This is a genomic window from Xenorhabdus ehlersii (genome assembly GCF_003610465.1).
In the GTDB taxonomy this organism is placed as follows: Bacteria; Pseudomonadota; Gammaproteobacteria; order Enterobacterales; family Enterobacteriaceae; genus Xenorhabdus; species Xenorhabdus ehlersii.
This window is the reverse complement of record NZ_RAQI01000001.1, coordinates 361,508-381,539: the sequence shown is the minus strand read 5'-3', so window position 1 is coordinate 381,539 and position 20,032 is coordinate 361,508. Positions and strand designations below refer to the sequence as shown.

Annotated in this window: 17 protein-coding genes; 1 reads left to right on the top strand and 16 read right to left on the bottom strand. The window is 43.5% G+C overall.

Translation table 11 applies throughout. From position 1 onward, the window contains the following. Positions 1 to 15 precede the first annotated feature (15 nt). The 15 genes from BDE27_RS01880 to prfC all read right to left on the bottom strand — a co-directional run bounded on the left by BDE27_RS01880 (position 16) and on the right by prfC (position 17,524). Entirely contained in the window at positions 16 to 279 is a 264-nt protein-coding gene (locus BDE27_RS01880; protein ID WP_317618135.1) for a helix-turn-helix domain-containing protein, read from the bottom strand. Positions 280 to 309: 30 nt separating this feature from the next. After that, positions 310 to 1,149, bottom strand: a complete 840-nt coding sequence (locus tag BDE27_RS01875; protein ID WP_099132751.1) for an MrpH family fimbial adhesin — start codon at positions 1,147 to 1,149, stop codon at positions 310 to 312. A gap of 64 nt (positions 1,150 to 1,213) precedes the next feature. Beyond that, positions 1,214 to 1,777 (bottom strand): fimbrial protein, encoded by a 564-nt coding sequence (locus BDE27_RS01870; protein WP_099132752.1) that lies wholly within the window; start codon positions 1,775 to 1,777, stop codon positions 1,214 to 1,216. A gap of 118 nt (positions 1,778 to 1,895) precedes the next feature. Then, positions 1,896 to 2,654: a fimbria/pilus periplasmic chaperone gene (locus tag BDE27_RS01865; protein WP_099132753.1), complete on the bottom strand. Its 759-nt coding sequence runs from the start codon at positions 2,652 to 2,654 to the stop codon at positions 1,896 to 1,898. 130 nt (positions 2,655 to 2,784) lie between these two features. Continuing rightward, complete coding sequence (locus BDE27_RS01860; protein WP_099132796.1) at positions 2,785 to 5,427, bottom strand: outer membrane usher protein; 2,643 nt, start codon at positions 5,425 to 5,427, stop codon at positions 2,785 to 2,787. A 497-nt stretch (positions 5,428 to 5,924) separates the two neighbouring features. Further along, positions 5,925 to 6,476 (bottom strand): fimbrial protein, encoded by a 552-nt coding sequence (locus BDE27_RS01855; RefSeq protein WP_099132754.1) that lies wholly within the window; start codon positions 6,474 to 6,476, stop codon positions 5,925 to 5,927. Between the two features lie 723 nt (positions 6,477 to 7,199). Further along, the gene (deoD, locus tag BDE27_RS01850) at positions 7,200 to 7,916 is read right to left on the bottom strand and encodes a purine-nucleoside phosphorylase (RefSeq protein ID WP_099132755.1); all 717 of its coding nucleotides are present in this window, start codon (positions 7,914 to 7,916) and stop codon (positions 7,200 to 7,202) included. A 73-nt stretch (positions 7,917 to 7,989) separates the two neighbouring features. After that, positions 7,990 to 9,213 carry a phosphopentomutase gene (gene deoB / locus BDE27_RS01845; RefSeq protein WP_099132756.1) on the bottom strand — a complete coding sequence of 408 codons (1,224 nt, stop codon included), beginning with the start codon at positions 9,211 to 9,213 and terminating at the stop codon, positions 7,990 to 7,992. A gap of 77 nt (positions 9,214 to 9,290) precedes the next feature. Continuing rightward, positions 9,291 to 10,646 (bottom strand): thymidine phosphorylase, encoded by a 1,356-nt coding sequence (gene deoA / locus BDE27_RS01840; protein WP_099132757.1) that lies wholly within the window; start codon positions 10,644 to 10,646, stop codon positions 9,291 to 9,293. Between the two features lie 84 nt (positions 10,647 to 10,730). Continuing rightward, the gene (gene deoC, locus BDE27_RS01835) at positions 10,731 to 11,510 is read right to left on the bottom strand and encodes a deoxyribose-phosphate aldolase (RefSeq protein ID WP_099132758.1); all 780 of its coding nucleotides are present in this window, start codon (positions 11,508 to 11,510) and stop codon (positions 10,731 to 10,733) included. Positions 11,511 to 11,618: 108 nt separating this feature from the next. Then, entirely contained in the window at positions 11,619 to 12,884 is a 1,266-nt protein-coding gene (locus BDE27_RS01830) for a NupC/NupG family nucleoside CNT transporter (RefSeq protein ID WP_187652202.1), read from the bottom strand. A 296-nt stretch (positions 12,885 to 13,180) separates the two neighbouring features. Next, complete coding sequence (locus BDE27_RS01825; RefSeq protein ID WP_099132760.1) at positions 13,181 to 13,951, bottom strand: TatD family hydrolase; 771 nt, start codon at positions 13,949 to 13,951, stop codon at positions 13,181 to 13,183. After that, positions 13,952 to 15,058, bottom strand: coding sequence for a patatin-like phospholipase family protein (locus tag BDE27_RS01820; RefSeq protein WP_099132761.1), 1,107 nt, complete (start codon positions 15,056 to 15,058; stop codon positions 13,952 to 13,954). 276 nt (positions 15,059 to 15,334) lie between these two features. Then, positions 15,335 to 15,736: a BON domain-containing protein gene (locus tag BDE27_RS01815; protein WP_099132762.1), complete on the bottom strand. Its 402-nt coding sequence runs from the start codon at positions 15,734 to 15,736 to the stop codon at positions 15,335 to 15,337. A gap of 198 nt (positions 15,737 to 15,934) precedes the next feature. Next, positions 15,935 to 17,524 carry a peptide chain release factor 3 gene (gene prfC / locus BDE27_RS01810; RefSeq protein WP_099132763.1) on the bottom strand — a complete coding sequence of 530 codons (1,590 nt, stop codon included), beginning with the start codon at positions 17,522 to 17,524 and terminating at the stop codon, positions 15,935 to 15,937. Positions 17,525 to 17,851: 327 nt separating this feature from the next. Between prfC and BDE27_RS19725 the strand changes: the two genes are divergently transcribed. Then, positions 17,852 to 18,661, top strand: a complete 810-nt coding sequence (locus BDE27_RS19725; protein ID WP_479688245.1) for a phage tail fiber protein — start codon at positions 17,852 to 17,854, stop codon at positions 18,659 to 18,661. 42 nt (positions 18,662 to 18,703) lie between these two features. Here BDE27_RS19725 and BDE27_RS01800 read toward each other — a convergent pair whose 3' ends face one another. Further along, positions 18,704 to 20,011 carry a phage tail fiber protein gene (locus BDE27_RS01800; RefSeq protein WP_120211296.1) on the bottom strand — a complete coding sequence of 436 codons (1,308 nt, stop codon included), beginning with the start codon at positions 20,009 to 20,011 and terminating at the stop codon, positions 18,704 to 18,706. Positions 20,012 to 20,032: the final 21 nt, after the last annotated feature.

Sequence of the window (20,032 nt, the reverse complement as noted above, 5' to 3'; positions counted from 1 at the left end):
ATAAATAAGCTCGTGTTACAAACCCAATATTGTTTCTGCTACACAGGTATATTGATTATTCATATGAACCTTAGGGGGAGTAAAACAATCCTCTAAAAACCAGTTTGCGGGCGTTTCCAGGGCAATAGAAATAGCGACCAAATGCTCCAGACTGATTTTATTGGTTCCGCGTTCATAACGTGACAATTGCTGATGACTAACTCCAATTTTGTCTGCCAGCTCTGCTGCTGTCACTCCAATTTCTTTTCTTTTCATTTGGATTCTTTTTCCTACCAGCATACTGACTTGCATAATATCTTTACTCTCAATTTATAAATAAGTTAAATAAACTATTGCGGTACCTTCATATTTTCCGGCTTTCGGTGGTGTTAGTGTGTGCAATACTGACGTCAGTGTGAAAGGCGTGGCAACATTCTTCCCATCAGTAGTGACATTCACTCCATTTGCTGCATTTATTTTATTAATCTGTAACGTCGAATATATTTGCTTATCGGAATCGAGATAGATTTTTGTTTCATTATTAGTTGATTTGGCATGCAACATAATCTTGTTACTATAAACAGCACATTTAAATGTACCGTCAATTGTGCGGGTCGCATTATTCACTTCTGTAGCGGTTAATTCCCCATAAGCAATTTCAGAAGGTAAATGGATTTCACAACTTTGATTTGGAGGTGGCATTTTGTTGCAAGTGGAATTGGGAAATTGTTGAGCCTGACCGTATCCCGGATCTATCTTTGTTGTATAAAACAAACCGATACAATCCGCCTCTGTGGTCATGATGGTAAATGTTACCTGTTTAGGAATGCCAAATTTGTGTTTATAGGCTCGCATAACGTCGGCAGTTGTCCGGTATTTATTTGCATCATTCAAACATACCCTCGCCCCTCTACAGGAGCCGTACATTCCCGGTTGATGCCCATTCTTATACTTCACATCTGGGCCAACATAGCATTCGGTATTTCCGTAGCAAGGATTTGGTATCCCTTCTTCCTCTGTCCATGCAACGATTTCCATGGTCGTAATAGCTTGATTACCTGAGGGAAGCGTATTCACCGGCATAACATAAGCCCCGCCATAAACATGCGTGGTACTGACCAAAAATAACAAGGCTGCTAGCTTCAACAACGATTTTTTAACATGGCACATAACTTATTTTCCAATAACATCAAACTCTGACTCAAGATCGTGGATGAAAAACCAGTCAGCATGACTAGTCGTAATTAACTTCAAAAGTTGCGACAGCAGTAAATGGACCAAAACCAATCTTTTTCTCTTGAATAGCACGGGGAGCTGCTTGTATGTATGCTCGGAATGGAATCACATTCTCTTTTTTATTAGCTAATAACGGGAATTCACTGGTTTTATTAAACGGCATCGGCGTACCATCAATTTTTTCCATACCAATGGCAACTCCGCGAATGCGGCCATTAGATCTAATTGCCAACAGCCCCGGTAACTCTTCGCTTGGCTCTCCTAAGAATTTGATTTTTAGTCGCTTTATCATTTGAGGATCACAATCCTCTAAATACAGATAAAATAGCTCGCCCTTTGTACGATGTTTCAGATAAAGATCACTGTTAAGAATATTTCCAAAATCCACTTCTATGTTTTGATCTTCTGTCTTAATCGAACAAGTAGGAGCAAGTACAGTTAGCGTAATTCTGACATCCTGACGCAGATTATCTTGTGCATAGGCACTTTGCTGACTACCAATGCCGAAAAGAAACAGCATTGGCAATACATATCTGGATAATCTGATACTTAACGGATTCATGATTATTTACCCTACATTTATCCAACTAATTACCGAAAAAACGCATCATATTTCGGCTAATTCTGTGTTGATGCCCAGTCAACACCTTGATTGATGGAACATCATCGATACAACTTAATCAGTTTCCATCAGTAACAACTTTTGTCACTGCGCAGGGATTGCCACTACAGTTGAATGTTAACTGTGGACGTCCACCATAATCATTGACATAGGTCAGTACTGGCGTATTGCCTAATGAGTTAGCGCTTCCTCCAAGTTTTTCACTGCTTCTGGGTGCCAACATAAGAGGCTCAAACCCCTCGACACTTTTACCGTTCACCTTATTCGATGCTTCTGAAATAGTGATGTAATAAGGTGTTGGGTTATTCACCACATATTGATTGCCTTCGCGGGTTAAGGTGAGTTTTTCCTGCCAGGGATTATCAAGATCAATACGGCGTGCAATCACGGCTTCCGGGCGATAGAACAGCTTGACACGTGTCTGCAAGGCGATTTGCAGCACGTTTGGTTTTTCACTGCGTGGTGGAATTTCACGTAAGTTGAAATAGAACAAACTTTCCCGATCTTGTGGCAATTGGGCTATCGCTGGCAGTGTTTGAATTTTGACTTGGCTCTTCGCTCCAGCTTCAACACGCTGTACTGGCGGGACCACGACAATCGGGCCATTTATCTTATTTCCCTTATCATCTTCAATCCATGCCTGTGCCAGATAAGGCAAATCAAGATGCTGATTTTCAATGTTCAAGCTGACGGATTTCATATTTCCATTAAAAATTACGCGAGTGCGATCTAACGCTATCGCCGCTGTTGCCTGATGAATTGGCATCAAACAACTTACCGTCATAGCGGTTATCATTAGAATATTTTTCAGTTTCATAGTGTCATTTGCTCAAGCTCAAAAGAGATTCATGTTTATATTTGCTGCACTAACTAATCGCCATATTTTTCAAATCAAATAAACATAATACTCTATTAAATAAAGATTTTTCAGATCGTTTCATTACAATTTACTTATCATCACCTGTTAAAAACTGGCAAGGTAGCAAAAGTGAAGTTAAAGGCTCTGAGGTCATTTCATCTGGCACTGTAATCTCGCACTGAACTTGTCCATCCCAATGCACTTGCAGCTTTTCACCCTGATTTATTCCGCTCAGATAAGCATATCCATCATCACTGACAATTCCGATTTCACGCTGGGCAGAATTCAAGACAGAAGCACCAAAAGGTGGAAATGATCCGTCAGATAACCGGATAATTGTCATTGCTTTAATTCCTGATATCACTTGGAATTTACGATAACCAATTGCGCCTTCCGTTAATGTTGCTTGCTGAACAGAACGCAGTGCTTCTACATCATCAGGTAAGTTATCTAAGTCAATATTTGCCCTGTTGCGATAGTAGTTATTCACATCGGCCAACACAGCTTTACCAAAGTAGTTGGTATACACCGCTGAACCAAATCCCCGAATAGGCACATTGCTAACCCCTTCTGTATCTACCATCAAGCGCGTCGCGCCAGGCATATTAGTACGGTGCAGTGCAGCCCCTTTTGCCGTTACAGTCACCCCACCTTGCAGGCCAAGGGCTGCCGTAGTATTGCCACCATCCCGATAACTGGCACTGGCAGTGAGCAACGTCTGGTCACCATAATGGTTGTAATAACCGTCAACTGATGCCCTGCCATCGATACTCGTACCCATTGAAACACGATAGTTATTGCGATCATCAATACGATCAAAATAACCCACTGTATGAGCATTGCCCTGACGATTGACCAATCCGTTGTAGCTGACAGTGCCACTTTCTCCCCACGGAATGGAAAGATTCAGATACATGCCATCATCTTTTTTATTGTCAAAATTGTTACGATAGGCTGACAGATTGACGCTGATATTTTTATAACGCCCAATATCAAAATACTTGGATAAGGAAATGTTATAGCGATCGTTTGTTGGCCGATTCCAGTAAGTTTGATGGCTATAGTTAAGGTAGGCACTTAAACCAATATCTATAAATTGTTTGTTGAAGGTAATGGTATACATCTCTTTACCGCTATTAGAAGAAACGTTGCGATAGCGGCGATCGATATACTGCCCCATATTCATGAAATTGCGCTCAGAGAAACGATATCCGGCAAACGTCACCTGACTGTTATATTGATCAAAACGTTTCGAATAACTGAAACGATAAGATCCACCGGTAAGAGTTTTGTTTTCTCCCGGTAATCTTGCCCTTGATTCCGTCACATCAAACGACAGTGCACCAAACATCATCAAGTCGCGGCCGATCCCCAGTGACAGGGCGTTATAATCTCCCGCGGCTAAGAGACCACCATACAGTGACCAACCGTTGTTAATTCCCCACGAGAATTCACCCAGGCCGAACGCAGGCCCTTCACGACGGTGCTTATCATTCGTGGATTGACCACCAACAAATTTATACTGTACTCGTCCGGGGCGGGTCAGATAAGGGATCGTCGCAGTATTAACCTGAAACTCTTGCACACCACCATCTTGCTCTTCGACTCTGACATCCAGCGTTCCTACCACCGCATCACTAAGATCCTGAATCCGGAATGGGCCAGAAGCGACCTGAGTTTCATACAGCACTCTTCCCTGTTGCCTCACTGTCACCTTGGCATTAGTCCGTGCTACACCCGTGACTTCAGGCGCATATCCACGTAAATTCGGGGGCAACATATTTTCATCAGTCACTAGACTGACCCCCGTATAACGGAAACTATCGAAAATGCTGGAATTGAGGTAATCCTCCCCCAATGTCAATTTCGCTTCCAGGCGAGGAATCGCACGATACATGTAGTAACGGCTCCAGTCCCAATCGCGTTCTCTCCCACCAGAAGAGCCTAATTTATCGCCACTTTGGTTTTTGAAACGGTTATATCTGGCCTGCCAATCAGCCCGAAAACGCCACTCCCCTACATTCATGCCCGCTGTTCCGATAGCACTTATTTGTTGGTTACTACTCCCGTGAACAGGTTTAGAGGTTTGTGCGTTAACGTTATAATCAAACAGTAACCCAGGTATCCCATTATCCCAACGGGCAGGGGGGTCCCAGTCTGGTAAGTCATATTCCAGGTAAATTTTAGGTATGATTAAATAAAGCGTATAAGTAGCGAGATCACCTCTGGCTGACGTACCTGGCAACGTATTGAGATCAAGACATTTACCTTCATTCTGCCAACCTAATTTTTCTACCCACTGTTGTTTCAGGGCGATTTGTTTCACCAATTCAGGAGATATACAGGCTTCACTACCCGTTGGATCATCAGGCGGTGCAATGAAATCGATAGAATAGGTATCCGAGAGTTCATGCTGATTCATCCGAACACTCATCATATAGTTACCCGGCATGATGTACCCTGCACGGGCAAATTTATCCAAATCAATATTGGCACGTTCATTGACATCCAGTGCACCAATATTGAATTCAATTGATGGTCTGGAATGAGTAACCTGAATGCCAGACAACGCAAACAGTATAAGAGCAAAAAGAGGATTAATTCCGAATAGTAGGTGTTCTGTTTTTATTTTATTAGCTATTCTTTTTTGATTAATCACATTATTTCTATTACTGTTTGTCTTTTTATTACTGATTATTTTTCTATTATTAGATAAAAAATCATGATTCATAGAATCTGAAAACAAAGCCATAGCATCCTCTGAACAATGAATCGTTAATCATCCAGTTTGAAATTAGCCGCTGTCAGACATGATCCTGTCTGTAAGCGCACAGGAGTTCTTACCTCATACATGGCGTCATTAAAGTTCATCGATCTAAATTGAGGACCCTGACCGATACTGGGATTGCAGAGATAGCCACATGTCCTGCCTAGCCGTAATATGTTACGTTCTCTGTTTATGCTTCACTGATTAAATAAATAAAAAAGGGTATTTCAATTTACTGCTACAGGGATCATTTCGTTAATGACATAATCTGCTTACTCAAGCATGAATAATATTGATTTACATCAATAAAACAGATCTTGTTACAGAATATTGTAGTCATACCTTACTTACACGTTATATCCCAGAAATACCCTAAATATATTATCAGGAAAGTCAAGATTAACAATTAAAGTGAATTTCCTGATATTCAAGCATTAAAAAATATCAGATAGCTTGCAATATTATAGGTAGCTTAAAGTAAAGTTTGCGATAGCAGTGAAATCACCTGGTACGACTTTCACAGTATTTCCACCTTCCTCTCCAGCCTGACCTGCCTGACTTGTCAGACCTTTCAGATGTGCTGCGAAATTCAGATCGTTGTTGCCATCATGCAGAGACATTGCGTCTGATTCTGTCCCCAAAGGAATCACTTTGTTACCGTGGTTAGTGATTGCGATTGCTGCACCTTGTGCTGTACCTTCGATAGCCAGTAAACCTTTCTCACTCGCTTCTGGGCCAGTAAAGGTGGTTTTCACGCTTTTTTGAGTCTCAGTCGTACAACCTTCTAATTCAATTTTAAAAGCCTTAGAAGCTGAACGACCGCCCTTGTCCAGAACCTGACTAGAAACAGCGCCCAGATCAACTTCGACATTGGTGTGTTTGATTGAGCAAGGCGCATCAATGATAGAACCTCTGAATTTAACTGTACCACTACCTTGGTTAGTCGCACTTGCAGCGCCAGCAGCTAAAGCCACACCAAAACCTAAAACCATTGCCAATTTGTTAAGTTTCATAATTTAACTTATTCCTTTAATCAAAAAGTAGATATTCATAACCAAAGGGAAGCCGAAGCGCAGAAATTAATTTCTGACACTTAGGCAAATGATTATTTAGTTTTTTGACAAAAATCATAACCAGTCAAAATAAACCAAACCGGCAATATCATTGTACATAATAAATCTTAAGTCAAATTTCAGCCGATAAATCTGCTTATGATCCTTAACATCATATGAAATATGAATTTTTGCAAAAAAGTACGCATAATGAGTAGTGTATTTTACTAATTATTTTTCAATTTTGGGTTATTCCCCTAAGTTATATCGAACAATGTTTAGTAATTTAGCATCTTAATTGGCGTTGTTTTATTGCTCTGTTTTATCTTCCTGAAAGACATGTGCATTTTATTATCCCGTTATAACCATAACATTTGGTTTTTATTGTCATGATTATCGGGAACGTCAATATAAAATCAGTACATTTATCCAGAAAACATAATTATCAAGCTAATTGTTAATTGAAAATATCACTTAAAAAAATCGTCCAAATATTGTTAAGCTTATTATTTTTCATTCGTTTTCCAGTCAAATTAGAAGAAAAGAAATACTTATTAAATAAATAGCTAAAAACTATTCTCAATAATAGATATCAATTGGCATGTAATTTATAAAAAAAACCCTTTCCAATAATGGAAAGGGCCTGTAATTCTTTAATGAAAGACTAAAACTATTTACACTTTTTTAATTGTCACCCATCAGGATGGATTCAAGCGCAATCTCAATCATGTCATTAAATGTATTTTGCCGCTCTTCAGCAGTGGTTTGTTCACCAGTACGGATATGGTCAGACACAGTACAAATCGCCAACGCTTTTGCACCAAATTCAGCAGCAACACCGTAAATACCCGCAGCTTCCATTTCAACACCTAAGATGCCGTATTTTTCCATTACATCGAACATTTGAGGATCTGGCGTATAAAACAGATCCACAGAGAAGATATTACCGACACGCGCGTTGATATTCTTCGCCTTCGCTGCATCCACTGCATTACGAACCAGATCAAAGTCAGCAATAGCGGCGAAGTCGTGATCTTTAAAACGCATGCGGTTTACTTTGGAATCAGTACATGCACCCATACCGATCACAACATCACGGATTTTAACGTCTTTGCTGACTGCACCGCAGGAACCGATACGGATGATTTTTTTAACACCAAATTCAGTGATCAGCTCTTTGGCATAGATAGAGCAAGATGGGATACCCATTCCATGGCCCATCACAGAGATGCGGCGGCCTTTGTAAGTACCGGTGAAACCCAGCATACCGCGAACATTGTTAACCTGACGAGCATCTTCCAGAAAAGTTTCCGCAATGTATTTTGCACGCAGTGGGTCACCAGGCATCAAAACAACATCAGCAAAATCGCCCATCTCAGCATTAATATGTGGGGTGGCCATAAATTTATTTCCTTGTTTTTATTACGTATCAAAATAGATGAAAATGGGGAGACCTGTAGGTCTCCGCCAAAACTTAAAACATCGCTTTACCATAATCCATTGGTGTCAGATCGAAGTATTTAGCTACTGTCTGACCCATATCGGCGAACGTTTCACGATGTCCTAATGAACCTGGTTTAACTTTAGGTCCGTAAACCAGAACCGGGACATGTTCACGGGTATGATCTGTTCCCGCCCAAGTTGGGTCACAACCATGGTCAGCGGTCAAGATCAGAATGTCATCTTCTTTAACCAATTTCAGCATTTCTGGCAAACGACGGTCAAACAGCTCCAGTGCTGCCGCGTAACCGGCGACATCACGGCGGTGGCCATAAGAAGAGTCAAAATCAACAAAGTTGGTAAATACGATAGTGTTATCCCCCGCCTGCTCCATTTCAATCAGCGAAGCATCAAACAGGGCATCAATGCCTGTCGCCTTGACCTTTTTGGTGATCCCTACATTCGCGTAGATATCTGCAATTTTGCCAATGGAAACCACTTCTCCCTGCTTTTCATCAACCAGTTTTTTCAGGACAGTTGGGGCTGGTGGCTCAACGGCCAAATCATGACGGTTGCCAGTACGCTGGAAATTCCCGGCTTTATCCCCCACAAATGGACGGGCAATAACGCGACCAATGTTATATTCGCCAATATTCAACTCTTCACGAGCGATTTCACACAGCTCATACAGACGATCCAGGCCAAATGTCTCTTCATGGCAAGCAATCTGGAAAACAGAATCCGCAGAAGTATAGAAAATCGGTTTACCGGTTTTCATGTGCTCTTCACCCAACTTGTCCAGAATAACGGTACCGGAAGAGTGACAGTTACCCAGATAACCAGGCAGATTTGCACGTTCGACCAGTTTATCCAGCAATTCCTGTGGAAAGCTGTTTTCTTCATCACGGAAATAACCCCAGTCAAACAGAACCGGAACGCCGGCAATTTCCCAATGTCCTGACGGCGTGTCTTTACCAGAAGAAAGCTCACTCGCGTAACCATAAGCGCCAATAATTTCGGCATCTTTATCCAGACCAATCGGGAACGTTCCGCAAGACTCTTCTGCTGCCTTACCCAATCCCAGACGGCTCAGGTTTGGCAAATGTAGTGGTCCCTTACGGCCAATATCAGCCTCACCACGGGCACAGCGTTCTGCTATATGACCCAAAGTATTAGATCCCTTGTCACCAAACTTTTCAGCATCAGCAGTTGCACCGATACCAAAGGAATCCAATACCATGATGAATGTACGTTTCATAATTTTCTCCTGCGTCAATTCACGCTATCAATGCGGAAACTGCCAGCTATTAAAATCAATTTCAATGCTTGTATGGTTTATCCACGGATATAACGATAAACCATCGGTGTAGTGGCTTGTGTCTCGCTTTCCTTAAAAACAAGAGCCTTACGTACTGCTTCTGCGGCTTCATGCCAGTCATGCTCACTGCTAGCATGAATCATTGCCAAAGGAGTATCCGCATTCACGTTTGTGCCTAGCGCAATGATATCACTGAGCCCCACACTGTAATTAATAGGATCTGTCGCCTTACGACGTCCTCCACCCAATGCAACAACAGACATTCCTAAGACACGGGTATCCATTTCTGCAACAATGCAATTTTTTCCCGCTAACATCTGTTCAGCTAACACCTCTCCAGCCAATACTGGCTTGACAAAGTCCGCAGTCGGGAGGTAACGAGTGTAATTTTCAACAAAATCAATAGGCCCTTTCTGCGCTGCCACCATGCGACCAAATGTTTCCGCCGCCCTGCCACTGTCCAATGCTGCTTGTAACTTATGATATGCATCGTCACGATCAATAGCCAAATTACCTGACACCAGCATTTCAGCAGACAATGCCATGGTGACTTCAAGTAACCGGGGGTTACGATATTCCCCCGTCAGGAATTGGACAGCTTCACGCACTTCCAAAGCATTACCCGCGCTGGATGCCAAAACTTGATTCATATCCGTCAATAGTACCGTGGTCTTACATCCCGCACCATTGGCGACTTCAACGATGGCTTCGGCCAGCCGTTCCGATTGTTCGTAGGTCGGCATAAATGCCCCAGAACCCACTTTCACATCCATGACTAAAGCATCCAGCCCTTCGGCTAATTTTTTACCCAAGATAGAGGCGGTAATCAAAGGGATAGAATCAACGGTCGCCGTAATATCGCGCGTCGCATAAAAGCGTTTATCCGCAGGTGCCAGCGAATTTGTCTGTCCGATAATGGCAATACCTACATTGCGAATAATATCGCGGAAACGGCACCCATCAGGGAAAATGTCAAAACCGGGAATGGATTCTAATTTATCCAGTGTTCCTCCGGTATGTCCCAAGCCACGTCCCGATATCATCGGCACATATCCCCCACAAGCCGCCACCATTGGGCCAAGCATCAGGGAAGTGACATCCCCCACACCGCCCGTCGAGTGTTTATCGACAATCGGGCCAGGTAAATTCAATTTCTTCCAGTCTAAAACCGTACCAGAATCACGCATCGCTAATGTCAGTGCGACACGTTCATCCATCGTCATGTCATGGAAATAGATAGTCATTGCCAGTGCAGCAATCTGCCCTTCGGAAACCGTATTATCGCGGACGCCGTTAATAAAGAAGCGGATTTCTTCTTCATTCAATGGATGACCATCACGTTTTTTGCGGATAATTTCCTGTGCCAAAAACAAAGCTACCTCCCAATCATTATTATCTGAAAAGAATGGCAGTAATACACACTATCTTATCGTGTGTGCAATGAGTCATTATTGATCTCAATAACCACTACTCTGTTTTTGACTCTGGTGTCCAAGAGTAGTCAACAAACTGTCCAACAAACTGGAAGCACCGAAACGGAAATGACGGGAATCAACCCATTTGTTTCCCATAATACGTTCTGCCAACGCCAGATATTGTGCCGCTTCTTCGCTAGTACGTACACCGCCTGCCGGTTTAAAACCAACGCTATCACCTACGCCCATATCACGGATCACACCCAGCATAATTTCAGCACTTTCCAGCGTCGCATTAACAGGAACCTTACCGGTTGAAGTTTTGATGAAATCCGCTCCAGCTTTAACGGAAATTTCAGATGCCTTGCGAATCAAAGTCGCTTCTTTTAATTCCCCCGTTTCAATGATGACTTTTAGCCAGACGCCTGATTCAGCACAGGCCGTTTTACAGGCTGTTACCAAGTCAAAACCAATCTGCTCATTACCGGCCATCAAGGCGCGATAAGGAAAAACAACATCCACTTCATCAGCACCATAAGCTATGGCAGCACGAGTTTCAGCCAATGCAATGTCGATATCATCATTACCATGTGGGAAGTTAGTCACCGTGGCAATACGAATATCAGGGGTTCCCTGTTCGCGTAATACTTTACGTGCCCAAGGGATAAAACGTGGGTAGATACAGATAGCTGCCGTCTGTCCGGCAGGGCTGTTTGCCTGACGACAAAGTGCTGCCACTTTTTCATCTGTATCATCATCATTAAGTGTAGTTAAATCCATCAAACTCAGCGCCTGCTGAGCGGCGGCAGTTAAATCGGTCATAAAACTCTCCAACGGTATTATTATCGTCACTGAATCAGACAACAGACTTAAAACAAATGCAGGTGAGAAATCTCACCTGCATTCAATTTGATATAGACTTCCTGCGTCTTACAACGAGAGGAAGAATCCGGCAATTGTTGCACTCATCAAGTTAGAGAGTGAACCCGCCAATACGGCTTTCAAACCGTAACGGGCAATATCACCACGACGGTTTGGTGCCATACCACCTAAGCCGCCCAGAAGGATCGCAACAGAAGACAAGTTAGCGAAACCACACAGAGCAAAAGAGATAATAGCTTTAGTATGACCAGAAAGCACTTGCAGACCCGCAGCCTGGACGACATCATCTGCTTGCAGGTATTCACTAAAGCTCATAAATGCCACGAATTCATTAACAACTAATTTCTGCCCGATGAAAGAACCCGCAATTGTTGCCTCATTCCACGGAATACCGATCAGGTAGGCGATTGGTGCAAAAACCCAACCCAAAATCAATTCCATTGATAATTGAGGATAATCAAACCAGCCGCCAATACCGCCTAAGATACCGTTCAGCAAAGCAATCAATGCGGTGAACGCCAACAGCATGGCACCGACATTCAAAGCTAACTGCATACCGGATGCTGCACCCGATGCCGCAGCATCAATAATATTTGCAGGACGATCTTCCGCCGCAACCAACGACATCGCATCATCAGTATCGCGAGTTTTTTCTGTTTCCGGCACCAGCAATTTTGCAAACAGCAAACCACCTGGTGCTGCCATAAATGAGGCCGCAATCAGGTATTCCAATGGAACACCCATAGATGCATAGCCCGCTAGTACAGAGCCGGCAACAGAAGCCAATCCACCACACATCACAGCGAACAATTCAGACTGGGTCATGGTCGAAATGTACGGACGTACAACCAAAGGAGCTTCGGTTTGACCTACGAAAATATTCGCCGTTGCAGACAAAGATTCAGTCCGTGAGGTTCCCAATAATTTCTGCAATCCACCACCCAATATTTTGATGATGAGCTGCATAATGCCCATGTAATACAACACCGCAATGAGAGATGAGAAGAAAACAATGACTGGCAGGACACGCAGAGCAAAAACAAAACCGCCGCCGCCGAACAATTCAAACATTTTGTCGGACACCAGGCCGCCAAAAATAAAATCTGTTCCTTTTTGTCCGTATCCAATCACATTGGAAACACCTGAGGATATTGCCTCCAAAATGTCTTTACCGGCTGGTACGTACAGTACAAATGCCCCAACGGCAACCTGAATCAGAAAGGCGCCCAGGACAGTGCGGATTTTAATGGCTCGATAATTACTGGAAAAGAGTACCGCGATAAAAATCAGCACTACCATCCCGACCAGGCTCATAAGGAGTTGCATTGGAAGAATCCCTGTTCACTAAAAAATAATAAGAAAATATGTCAGTTATTCCATAAGATTCTACTGACATTGTGTGTGGGCCGATTATACCTAGGACTAAAAAAGAACAAGCAACTAACATCACAAATTAATGTCGCAAAAAGCAATATAAAAATGAAAAATGAGATATACATCACATAAATCCATCTAATTTCGGTGAGATTAGATAATTTAACGGAGGAAAAGGTGAAAAACAGGATAAACAGGCAAGAAATACAAGTTAAGCATTATTAATATGTTATAAGTCAACTCAATGCAAATAGGGCCATACTATTTTGGTAAATTTGATTGGCAATTTCATCTGACGGCTCTCGCCGCAACTCACACAATGCAGAGAAAACCTGTGCAACTCTCTCTGGTCGATTTGGCTGCCCCTGAAACCCAGATAACGGCATATCAGGTGCATCTGTTTCCAATACCAAAGATGACAGGGGCAATTGTGAAATGGTGTTACGTGTTTTTTGCGCTCTGTCATAGGTAATTGTCCCCCCGACACCAATGTAAAACCCCTGGCGAATAAAGACTTGAGCCTGGGATAAACTCCCCGCAAAACCATGAATAACCCCTGCTCGTGGTAACTTGTGTTTTCTCAAGATTGCCGCCAATTGATCATGGCTTTTTCTGGAATGGAGGATCACAGGTAGCTCATATTGTTTCGCGAGTTTTAGCTGTGCTTCTAACATGCTTTTCTGCTTTTCAAACTGCGGCTCTGGCATATAAAGGTCAAGACCGATTTCACCTACCGCCACGCATTTGGCCTCTTTTTCCTGTAGTTTTTGCTCCAACTCATCCAAATGAACCTCTTGGTGTTCAGCAATATAGAGTGGATGTAAACCAAATGCGGCATAAATCGGAGAATAAGCCTCAGCCAACGCAGAAACTCTCTGGAAATTTGTTTGACTTATTGTGGGAACGATAATTTTTTCCACGCCCATTTGTCTGGCTTGTTGCAGGCTCGCTATTTCATCACCAACAAAAGGAGGGAAATCAAAATGGCAATGTGTATCAATAAGCATTTAGTCCAACTTATCCATCATCAGAGTTCCTGACGGCTCCACCACCTCAGGCACAGGGGGTTCCACTGGCGGGCAGTGATTGCCGCTGTTCAGGAAATGGTTTCGCCGAAAACAGTTGCGATCAGAACTTAACCCTGTACGGCATACCCCATAACTCTTACGTTCTGTATACCCAAATTTTCCTTCAACAAAAGTATGCCCAATCGTTGCCAGAAAATATCGTCCACAACGCCGGCCTAAATGATAATCCTGATTTAGCGCACTGAGCCGACTGCCTAAAGCCATTGTTGCCAATGGTGCTGGTGGATAAATTTCGAAGATTTGCACATCATCCGGTGGATTTTCGATAAATTTCTGGGTTCGACGGTAACTTTGTGCATGAAGGTTAAGCATCTTGACCATTTTTTGCAAACTACTAACCTCTAACCAGCGCTCCATGCGCTTGAACCACTGAGGCGTATAGTAAAGCTGTGAAGGCACTGTGCGAATCACAACGATAGTATCCGCTCCTCGGCGATAGGCCTCCTGCACTGGGATCGCATCACAAATACCACCATCTTGATAAACCACATCACCCAGAGTAACGCCATTACGATAAAACCCCGGAATGGCGCTTGAGGCCTTGACAATATCCATCCAGTTTTTGTCATCTGGATGCAGGTAACTTGGCTCAAAATTGTCCGATCGGCAAGCACACATATAGAATTCACGTCCAGAATCAAACTGACGCATTGCGATAGAAAGATTGAGTGGTAACTGCTCAGATAGGGTATCAACATACCAATCTAAATCGATTAAATGCCCGCCGCGTACAAAGCGCAATGGATTAAAAAAAGCGGGGTCGGTTGTATAACGGTTGATGACCTTGCGTGCATACCCCCTCTGACCACAAATATAAGCAGAAAGGTTTTGCGCTCCCGCAGATGTCCCAAGGAACAGTTCAAACGGATTAAAACCAAGACGGAGAAATTCATCCAAAACACCGGCGGTAAAAATACCTCGCTGACCACCACCTTCACAAACGAGAGCAATTTTCCCAGGTTTAATCTGTGATTTATAAGCTAAAGGTTCAATATTACCCAATGTTATTGAAATATGTTTCCCCACTCTTCTCTCCCTCTGAAAGCCGCTGAATATCTATCAGTATATCGTTGCTCGAACAACTTGCTTGTAACATTTTTATAAAAAGTGAAAAACAAAGCATCAATAGTTAAATTGATACGAGTGATATGAAAATAGCAAGTTATCGGAATGCCGCCAACGAATAACATTCCTATGAATAATTTCGTAAATTGACAAGATATTATTTGAGGAAAAGAAGCAGAAGGAGTGGCTATTATCAGCCACTCTATTCACAATGTCTGTTATTTTTTCAGATTAAAATTATTTCTTAATCTCTATCGTGCTTTTTACTGCTTTGACACCTTTTATTCCATGAACAATCTTAGCTATTTTCGCTGCTTGATGTTTGTTTTTGACAAAACCGGCAAGATGGACAACACCTTTTTCCGTTTTCACCGAAATGTCATGACTATTTATGCCCTTATGTTCCAGCAATTTTTCCTTCACTTTTGCTGTGATGGCACTATCGTCTAAATAAGCATCTGCTTTTTGTAAGGAGTTATCAATTTTTTTCCCTGCGCTGTCTAGAGATTTATCGATTTGCTGCCCTGTATTCTCCAACGTTTTTCCCACAGAAAGATCCGCTGCCAGAGCACTACTACTAGCCAATACCGAGCCTAGAACAACAGCCAGTAGTGAATGTGTAAACTTGATATTTTTCATCCTACCACCTTTTTAACTTCAGCTTGAACGACCACTAAGGCAGTATGTCAATTAGACAATAATGATAAAATCAGATTTACAAAAAATAACGTATATTTTCATTAATCCAGAGAATTATTCTTCTATTGTCATTAAAAGCAGAATATAAAGATAAGATAAAGAATAAGGGCCAACAGGATAGCTGGCCCTGAAAAGATATTAATGTTCCCGTGTTTTACGGAAGGAAACCTCAGGATAGCGCTCACTGGTCAAGTTTAAATTGACCATGGTTGGTGCAATGTAAGTTAAGTTATCACCACCATCAAGAGCCAGATTCTGCTCATTTTTGCGCTTGAACTCTTCCAATTTCTTCGCATCGCTGCACTCTACCCAGCGGGCCGTAGAAACGTTAACCGGTTCATACAGCGCTTCAACGTTGTATTCGCTCTTCAAACGGGCAACAACTACGTCGAACTGCAGCACACCTACCGCCCCGACGATCAGATCGTTATTGGATAGCGGACGGAATACCTGCACAGCACCTTCTTCTGATAATTGCACCAGACCTTTCAGCAATTGTTTCTGCTTCAACGGGTCGCGCAAGCGAATCCGGCGGAACAATTCAGGTGCAAAGTTAGGGATGCCGGTAAACTTCAGCTCTTCACCTTGAGTGAAGGTATCGCCAATCTGAATAGTGCCATGATTGTGCAGACCGATAATGTCCCCCGGATAAGCGTGCTCGACATGAGAACGATCCCCTGCCATAAAGGTCAGTGCATCAGAAATGACAACATCTTTCTTAATGCGAACCTGGCGCAGTTTCATGCCTTTTTCATATTTACCGGAAACAACCCGCAAAAATGCCACACGGTCACGGTGTTTCGGGTCCATATTCGCCTGAATTTTGAAAACAAAACCGGTGAATTTCTCTTCGCTGGCAGGCACTTCACGTGCATCAGCCTGACGCGGCATTGGGGTTGGAGCCCATTTAACCAGGCCATCCAGCATATGATCAACACCAAAGTTACCCAATGCAGTACCGAAGAAGACCGGTGTTAATTCTCCCTGTAAAAAGGCTTCCTGATCAAATTCATGGGACGCACCTTTGACGAGTTCCAGCTCTTCGCGCAATTGGTTCGCCAAATCTTCACCCACTGCCACATCCAGCTCAGGGTTGTCCACTCCTTTGATAACACGAACTTCCTGAATGGTATGCCCTTGTCCTGATTGGTGCAGGTAAGTTTCATCAAGATAGAGGTGATAAACGCCTTTAAAGTATTTACCACAGCCGATTGGCCATGTGATTGGGCTACAGGCAATATTCAGCTCATTTTCCACTTCATCCATGAGCTCCATTGGATCACGAATATCACGGTCGAGCTTGTTCATGAATGTCAGGATCGGTGTATCACGCAGGCGAGTCACTTCCATCAACTTACGGGTGCGATCCTCAACCCCTTTCGCGGCATCAATGACCATCAAACAGCAGTCAACGGCTGTCAAAGTGCGGTAAGTATCTTCCGAAAAGTCTTCGTGCCCTGGGGTATCCAGTAAGTTAACCAAACAGTCAGCATAGGGAAACTGCATCACGGAAGTGGTAATGGAAATACCACGCTGTTTTTCCATCTCCATCCAGTCTGATTTTGCGTGTTGGTTGGAGCCGCGGCCTTTTACCGTTCCCGCTTTCTGGATCGCCTGTCCGAACAGTAATACTTTTTCGGTAATGGTTGTTTTACCCGCATCCGGGTGAGAAATTATTGCAAACGTTCTTCGCTTGGCGACTTCACTGGCGAAAATTGGGTTTTGCATAGAAATTTTTCCAATTATGTACAATAGTATGTACAGAAAATAAATTTGCGAAAATTTTACACTGCTAAGTCGCCTTTGCAAATTACAACTTATCATGCGACACCAAAATCCCCCACCTCCCCCTGCCTCGCATTCCACGCCACTTGATGTATTAGCCACATCAGTGACTGATTAAATTTAACCCAATCATTCCTATACCCCTCCAAATCCTCATTTTGCTCATTTATTGAACTAATAATTTGTTTAATTTCAGCACATTCAACAGCCAGATACCCGTTTTTACTGCACGAATCAACCTATTGCGTAATTTCATAAAACCTCGGTTTGGTGGGAACGGCGGAGCTGGCGAAAAATGCCCTGTCCAAATCAGCAAATGGTGCGGATATCCCGGATAAATCGGCGTTTGTGCGGAATATTGGTGCGGTATCAGCTAATGGTGGAAACTATTCGAGCGATTTTCGCTTTTCACAGGTGACCACGAGCAGGTTGATTATCCAATCAACCGCGTGGTGGGGAGGGGTGAGCGTATACCGACCCAGCGGAACATTTTGGAGAATAGAAGGGGGGATGGATGAAGATCCGTTCATGCTGAATTTCATAGATCGAAATCCTGATGGTTCAAACAGGAGCGTGCAAACACTGCCTAAAGGAAACGGCACGCTATTATCTTTGGGAACTAACTGCTGGCGTGATAACAACGGATTTATTAAGCAGGGTTCCCCTATCATTGAAATTCACCCCGATGGCAAATTCACTACCAATGACGAATCCGAAGGTGCAACAGTCACCAGACTCGGTCTTGGCCACTACAAAATATCCGGTATCCTTGGCTATAACGCCGATGGCGCATGGGGTGTTCATGGCGGTATCAGTGTTCCCCGTGACGTCAATGGTAATGAGTTAGTGTATGTCGATGATAAAGTGCTGCCGAATGGGGCTATTGAAATCAGGGTGACCCACCGACAGAACGCGCATATGCCTGCCCGATTGCAGAACAGGCGCATGAAGTCAGTAGATGAGTCGACCTATTACACGGATGATGAACCCTGTGATTTACCCGCCGGCACCCGGTTAGACATCCGCGTCCAGATGCCGGCTGATTCAGCGTGGAATCAACAGCAACGAAAATCCGATTAATTAAAATAATTTTCAGGGGCAGATCATGATGCCCCTACCCCCTCATTCTGATTCAGTCAATTTTTGTTTTTGATTCCAAATAGAATCTTCCGGCATTTGCACCCGAACGGAAATAGACCTGCCGACGGGGATGTCAATCGGGTCACCATCAGCGTAGCCGTCCCGCACATTTCGGGCGAATGTGGGTGCGTTTGGGTGCTCACGATGGTAGGTCATGAGTTTGATTGAACCGTCCGGCAACACTTTGTAATCCACCCAAATCAACGGTAATTTATTTTTGCACAGCGGAATTTCGATACCGCCATCAACCCCACCCCATGCTGCATCGGCATTGAATCCCAGTACGTTTTTGATGAGATAGACGCCCTCGGATAGACGTTCAACCGTAGCGCCCTCAGATTCGTCATTTGTCTCAAATGCGCCATCGGAGTGAATTTCGATAATGGGAGAGGCTCTTTTAATATTGCCGCTGCCGTCTACGTAGGTGTTTTTGTCAGTCCACACGTAGCTAAGTTTGGTATTACCGCCAGCATCATTGCCGTGTATGAATACTACGCCGTGGTTGTAGTGTGCAACGAATCCAGCCCATGTATCTGCGGCTCTGGTGATATAGCCACATGACCAGGGATAACCCGTTTCCCCAGCGTGATCACCAAAACGAAATGCATGCCCTGCGTTGGGTAATGATTTTATCCACGCAGTGAATTCACCTATAAACTTGGGATAAATAAGTTTGTACCGAATAAAACCAGAACCATTAGTTTCTATAACCTTCTGAATGCCAAGGTTGTTTACAAACGCCGCTTTATCCGGAATATCCGCGCCATTTGCTGATTTGGACAGGGCATTTTTCGCCAGTTCCGCCGTTCCCGCCAAACCGAGGTTTTTCACAAATTCCGGTTTGTTGGGGATATCCGCGCCGTTCTTATTCTTGTCCAGCATCGCCGCCTGCAATGCCCGTATCGATTGCAGTGCCACGGTTTGTCCGTTCGGTAAGGTCACGTCCACCACGCCATTTTGCGACATCCATTTGTCCATATTCTGGAGAAACTGAATGACATTACTGTTAATGGCGCACATATGTCGGACGCCATCTGAGATGGAGTTGGGCACGGTCGTCTGAATCTGGTAAGTGACGTTATTCAGCGTCACGTTGACCGTATCCGCCAGTACCAGTTCGGTATCGGAATTCACCGCCTGTATCATATGCAGTAAATTGCTGCTACCTGACTGGATGATGATCACCTGTCCCGGCGCAATACCGTTCAGGTTATCTTTAAATTTTGTACCCGTGCCCCGGACAATAGCTGAACCGGACACCGTGGAAATCGTGCCTTGTGTGTAAATCATGATAAATTCCTGAAGATAAAA

Coding starts and splice junctions, on each gene's coding strand:
- BDE27_RS01800 (WP_120211296.1), bottom strand. CDS start 20,011: ATGATTTACACACAAGGCACGATTTCCACGGTGTCCGGTTCAGCTATT.
- BDE27_RS01875 (WP_099132751.1), bottom strand. CDS start 1,149: ATGTGCCATGTTAAAAAATCGTTGTTGAAGCTAGCAGCCTTGTTATTT.
- deoC (WP_099132758.1), bottom strand. CDS start 11,510: ATGACCGATTTAACTGCCGCCGCTCAGCAGGCGCTGAGTTTGATGGAT.
- BDE27_RS01870 (WP_099132752.1), bottom strand. CDS start 1,777: ATGAATCCGTTAAGTATCAGATTATCCAGATATGTATTGCCAATGCTG.
- BDE27_RS01865 (WP_099132753.1), bottom strand. CDS start 2,654: ATGAAACTGAAAAATATTCTAATGATAACCGCTATGACGGTAAGTTGT.
- BDE27_RS01860 (WP_099132796.1), bottom strand. CDS start 5,427: ATGAATCATGATTTTTTATCTAATAATAGAAAAATAATCAGTAATAAA.
- BDE27_RS01830 (WP_187652202.1), bottom strand. CDS start 12,884: ATGAGCCTGGTCGGGATGGTAGTGCTGATTTTTATCGCGGTACTCTTT.
- BDE27_RS01855 (WP_099132754.1), bottom strand. CDS start 6,476: ATGAAACTTAACAAATTGGCAATGGTTTTAGGTTTTGGTGTGGCTTTA.
- deoD (WP_099132755.1), bottom strand. CDS start 7,916: ATGGCCACCCCACATATTAATGCTGAGATGGGCGATTTTGCTGATGTT.
- BDE27_RS01825 (WP_099132760.1), bottom strand. CDS start 13,951: ATGCTTATTGATACACATTGCCATTTTGATTTCCCTCCTTTTGTTGGT.
- BDE27_RS01880 (WP_317618135.1), bottom strand. CDS start 279: ATGCTGGTAGGAAAAAGAATCCAAATGAAAAGAAAAGAAATTGGAGTG.
- prfC (WP_099132763.1), bottom strand. CDS start 17,524: ATGCAAAACCCAATTTTCGCCAGTGAAGTCGCCAAGCGAAGAACGTTT.
- deoB (WP_099132756.1), bottom strand. CDS start 9,213: ATGAAACGTACATTCATCATGGTATTGGATTCCTTTGGTATCGGTGCA.
- BDE27_RS01815 (WP_099132762.1), bottom strand. CDS start 15,736: ATGAAAAATATCAAGTTTACACATTCACTACTGGCTGTTGTTCTAGGC.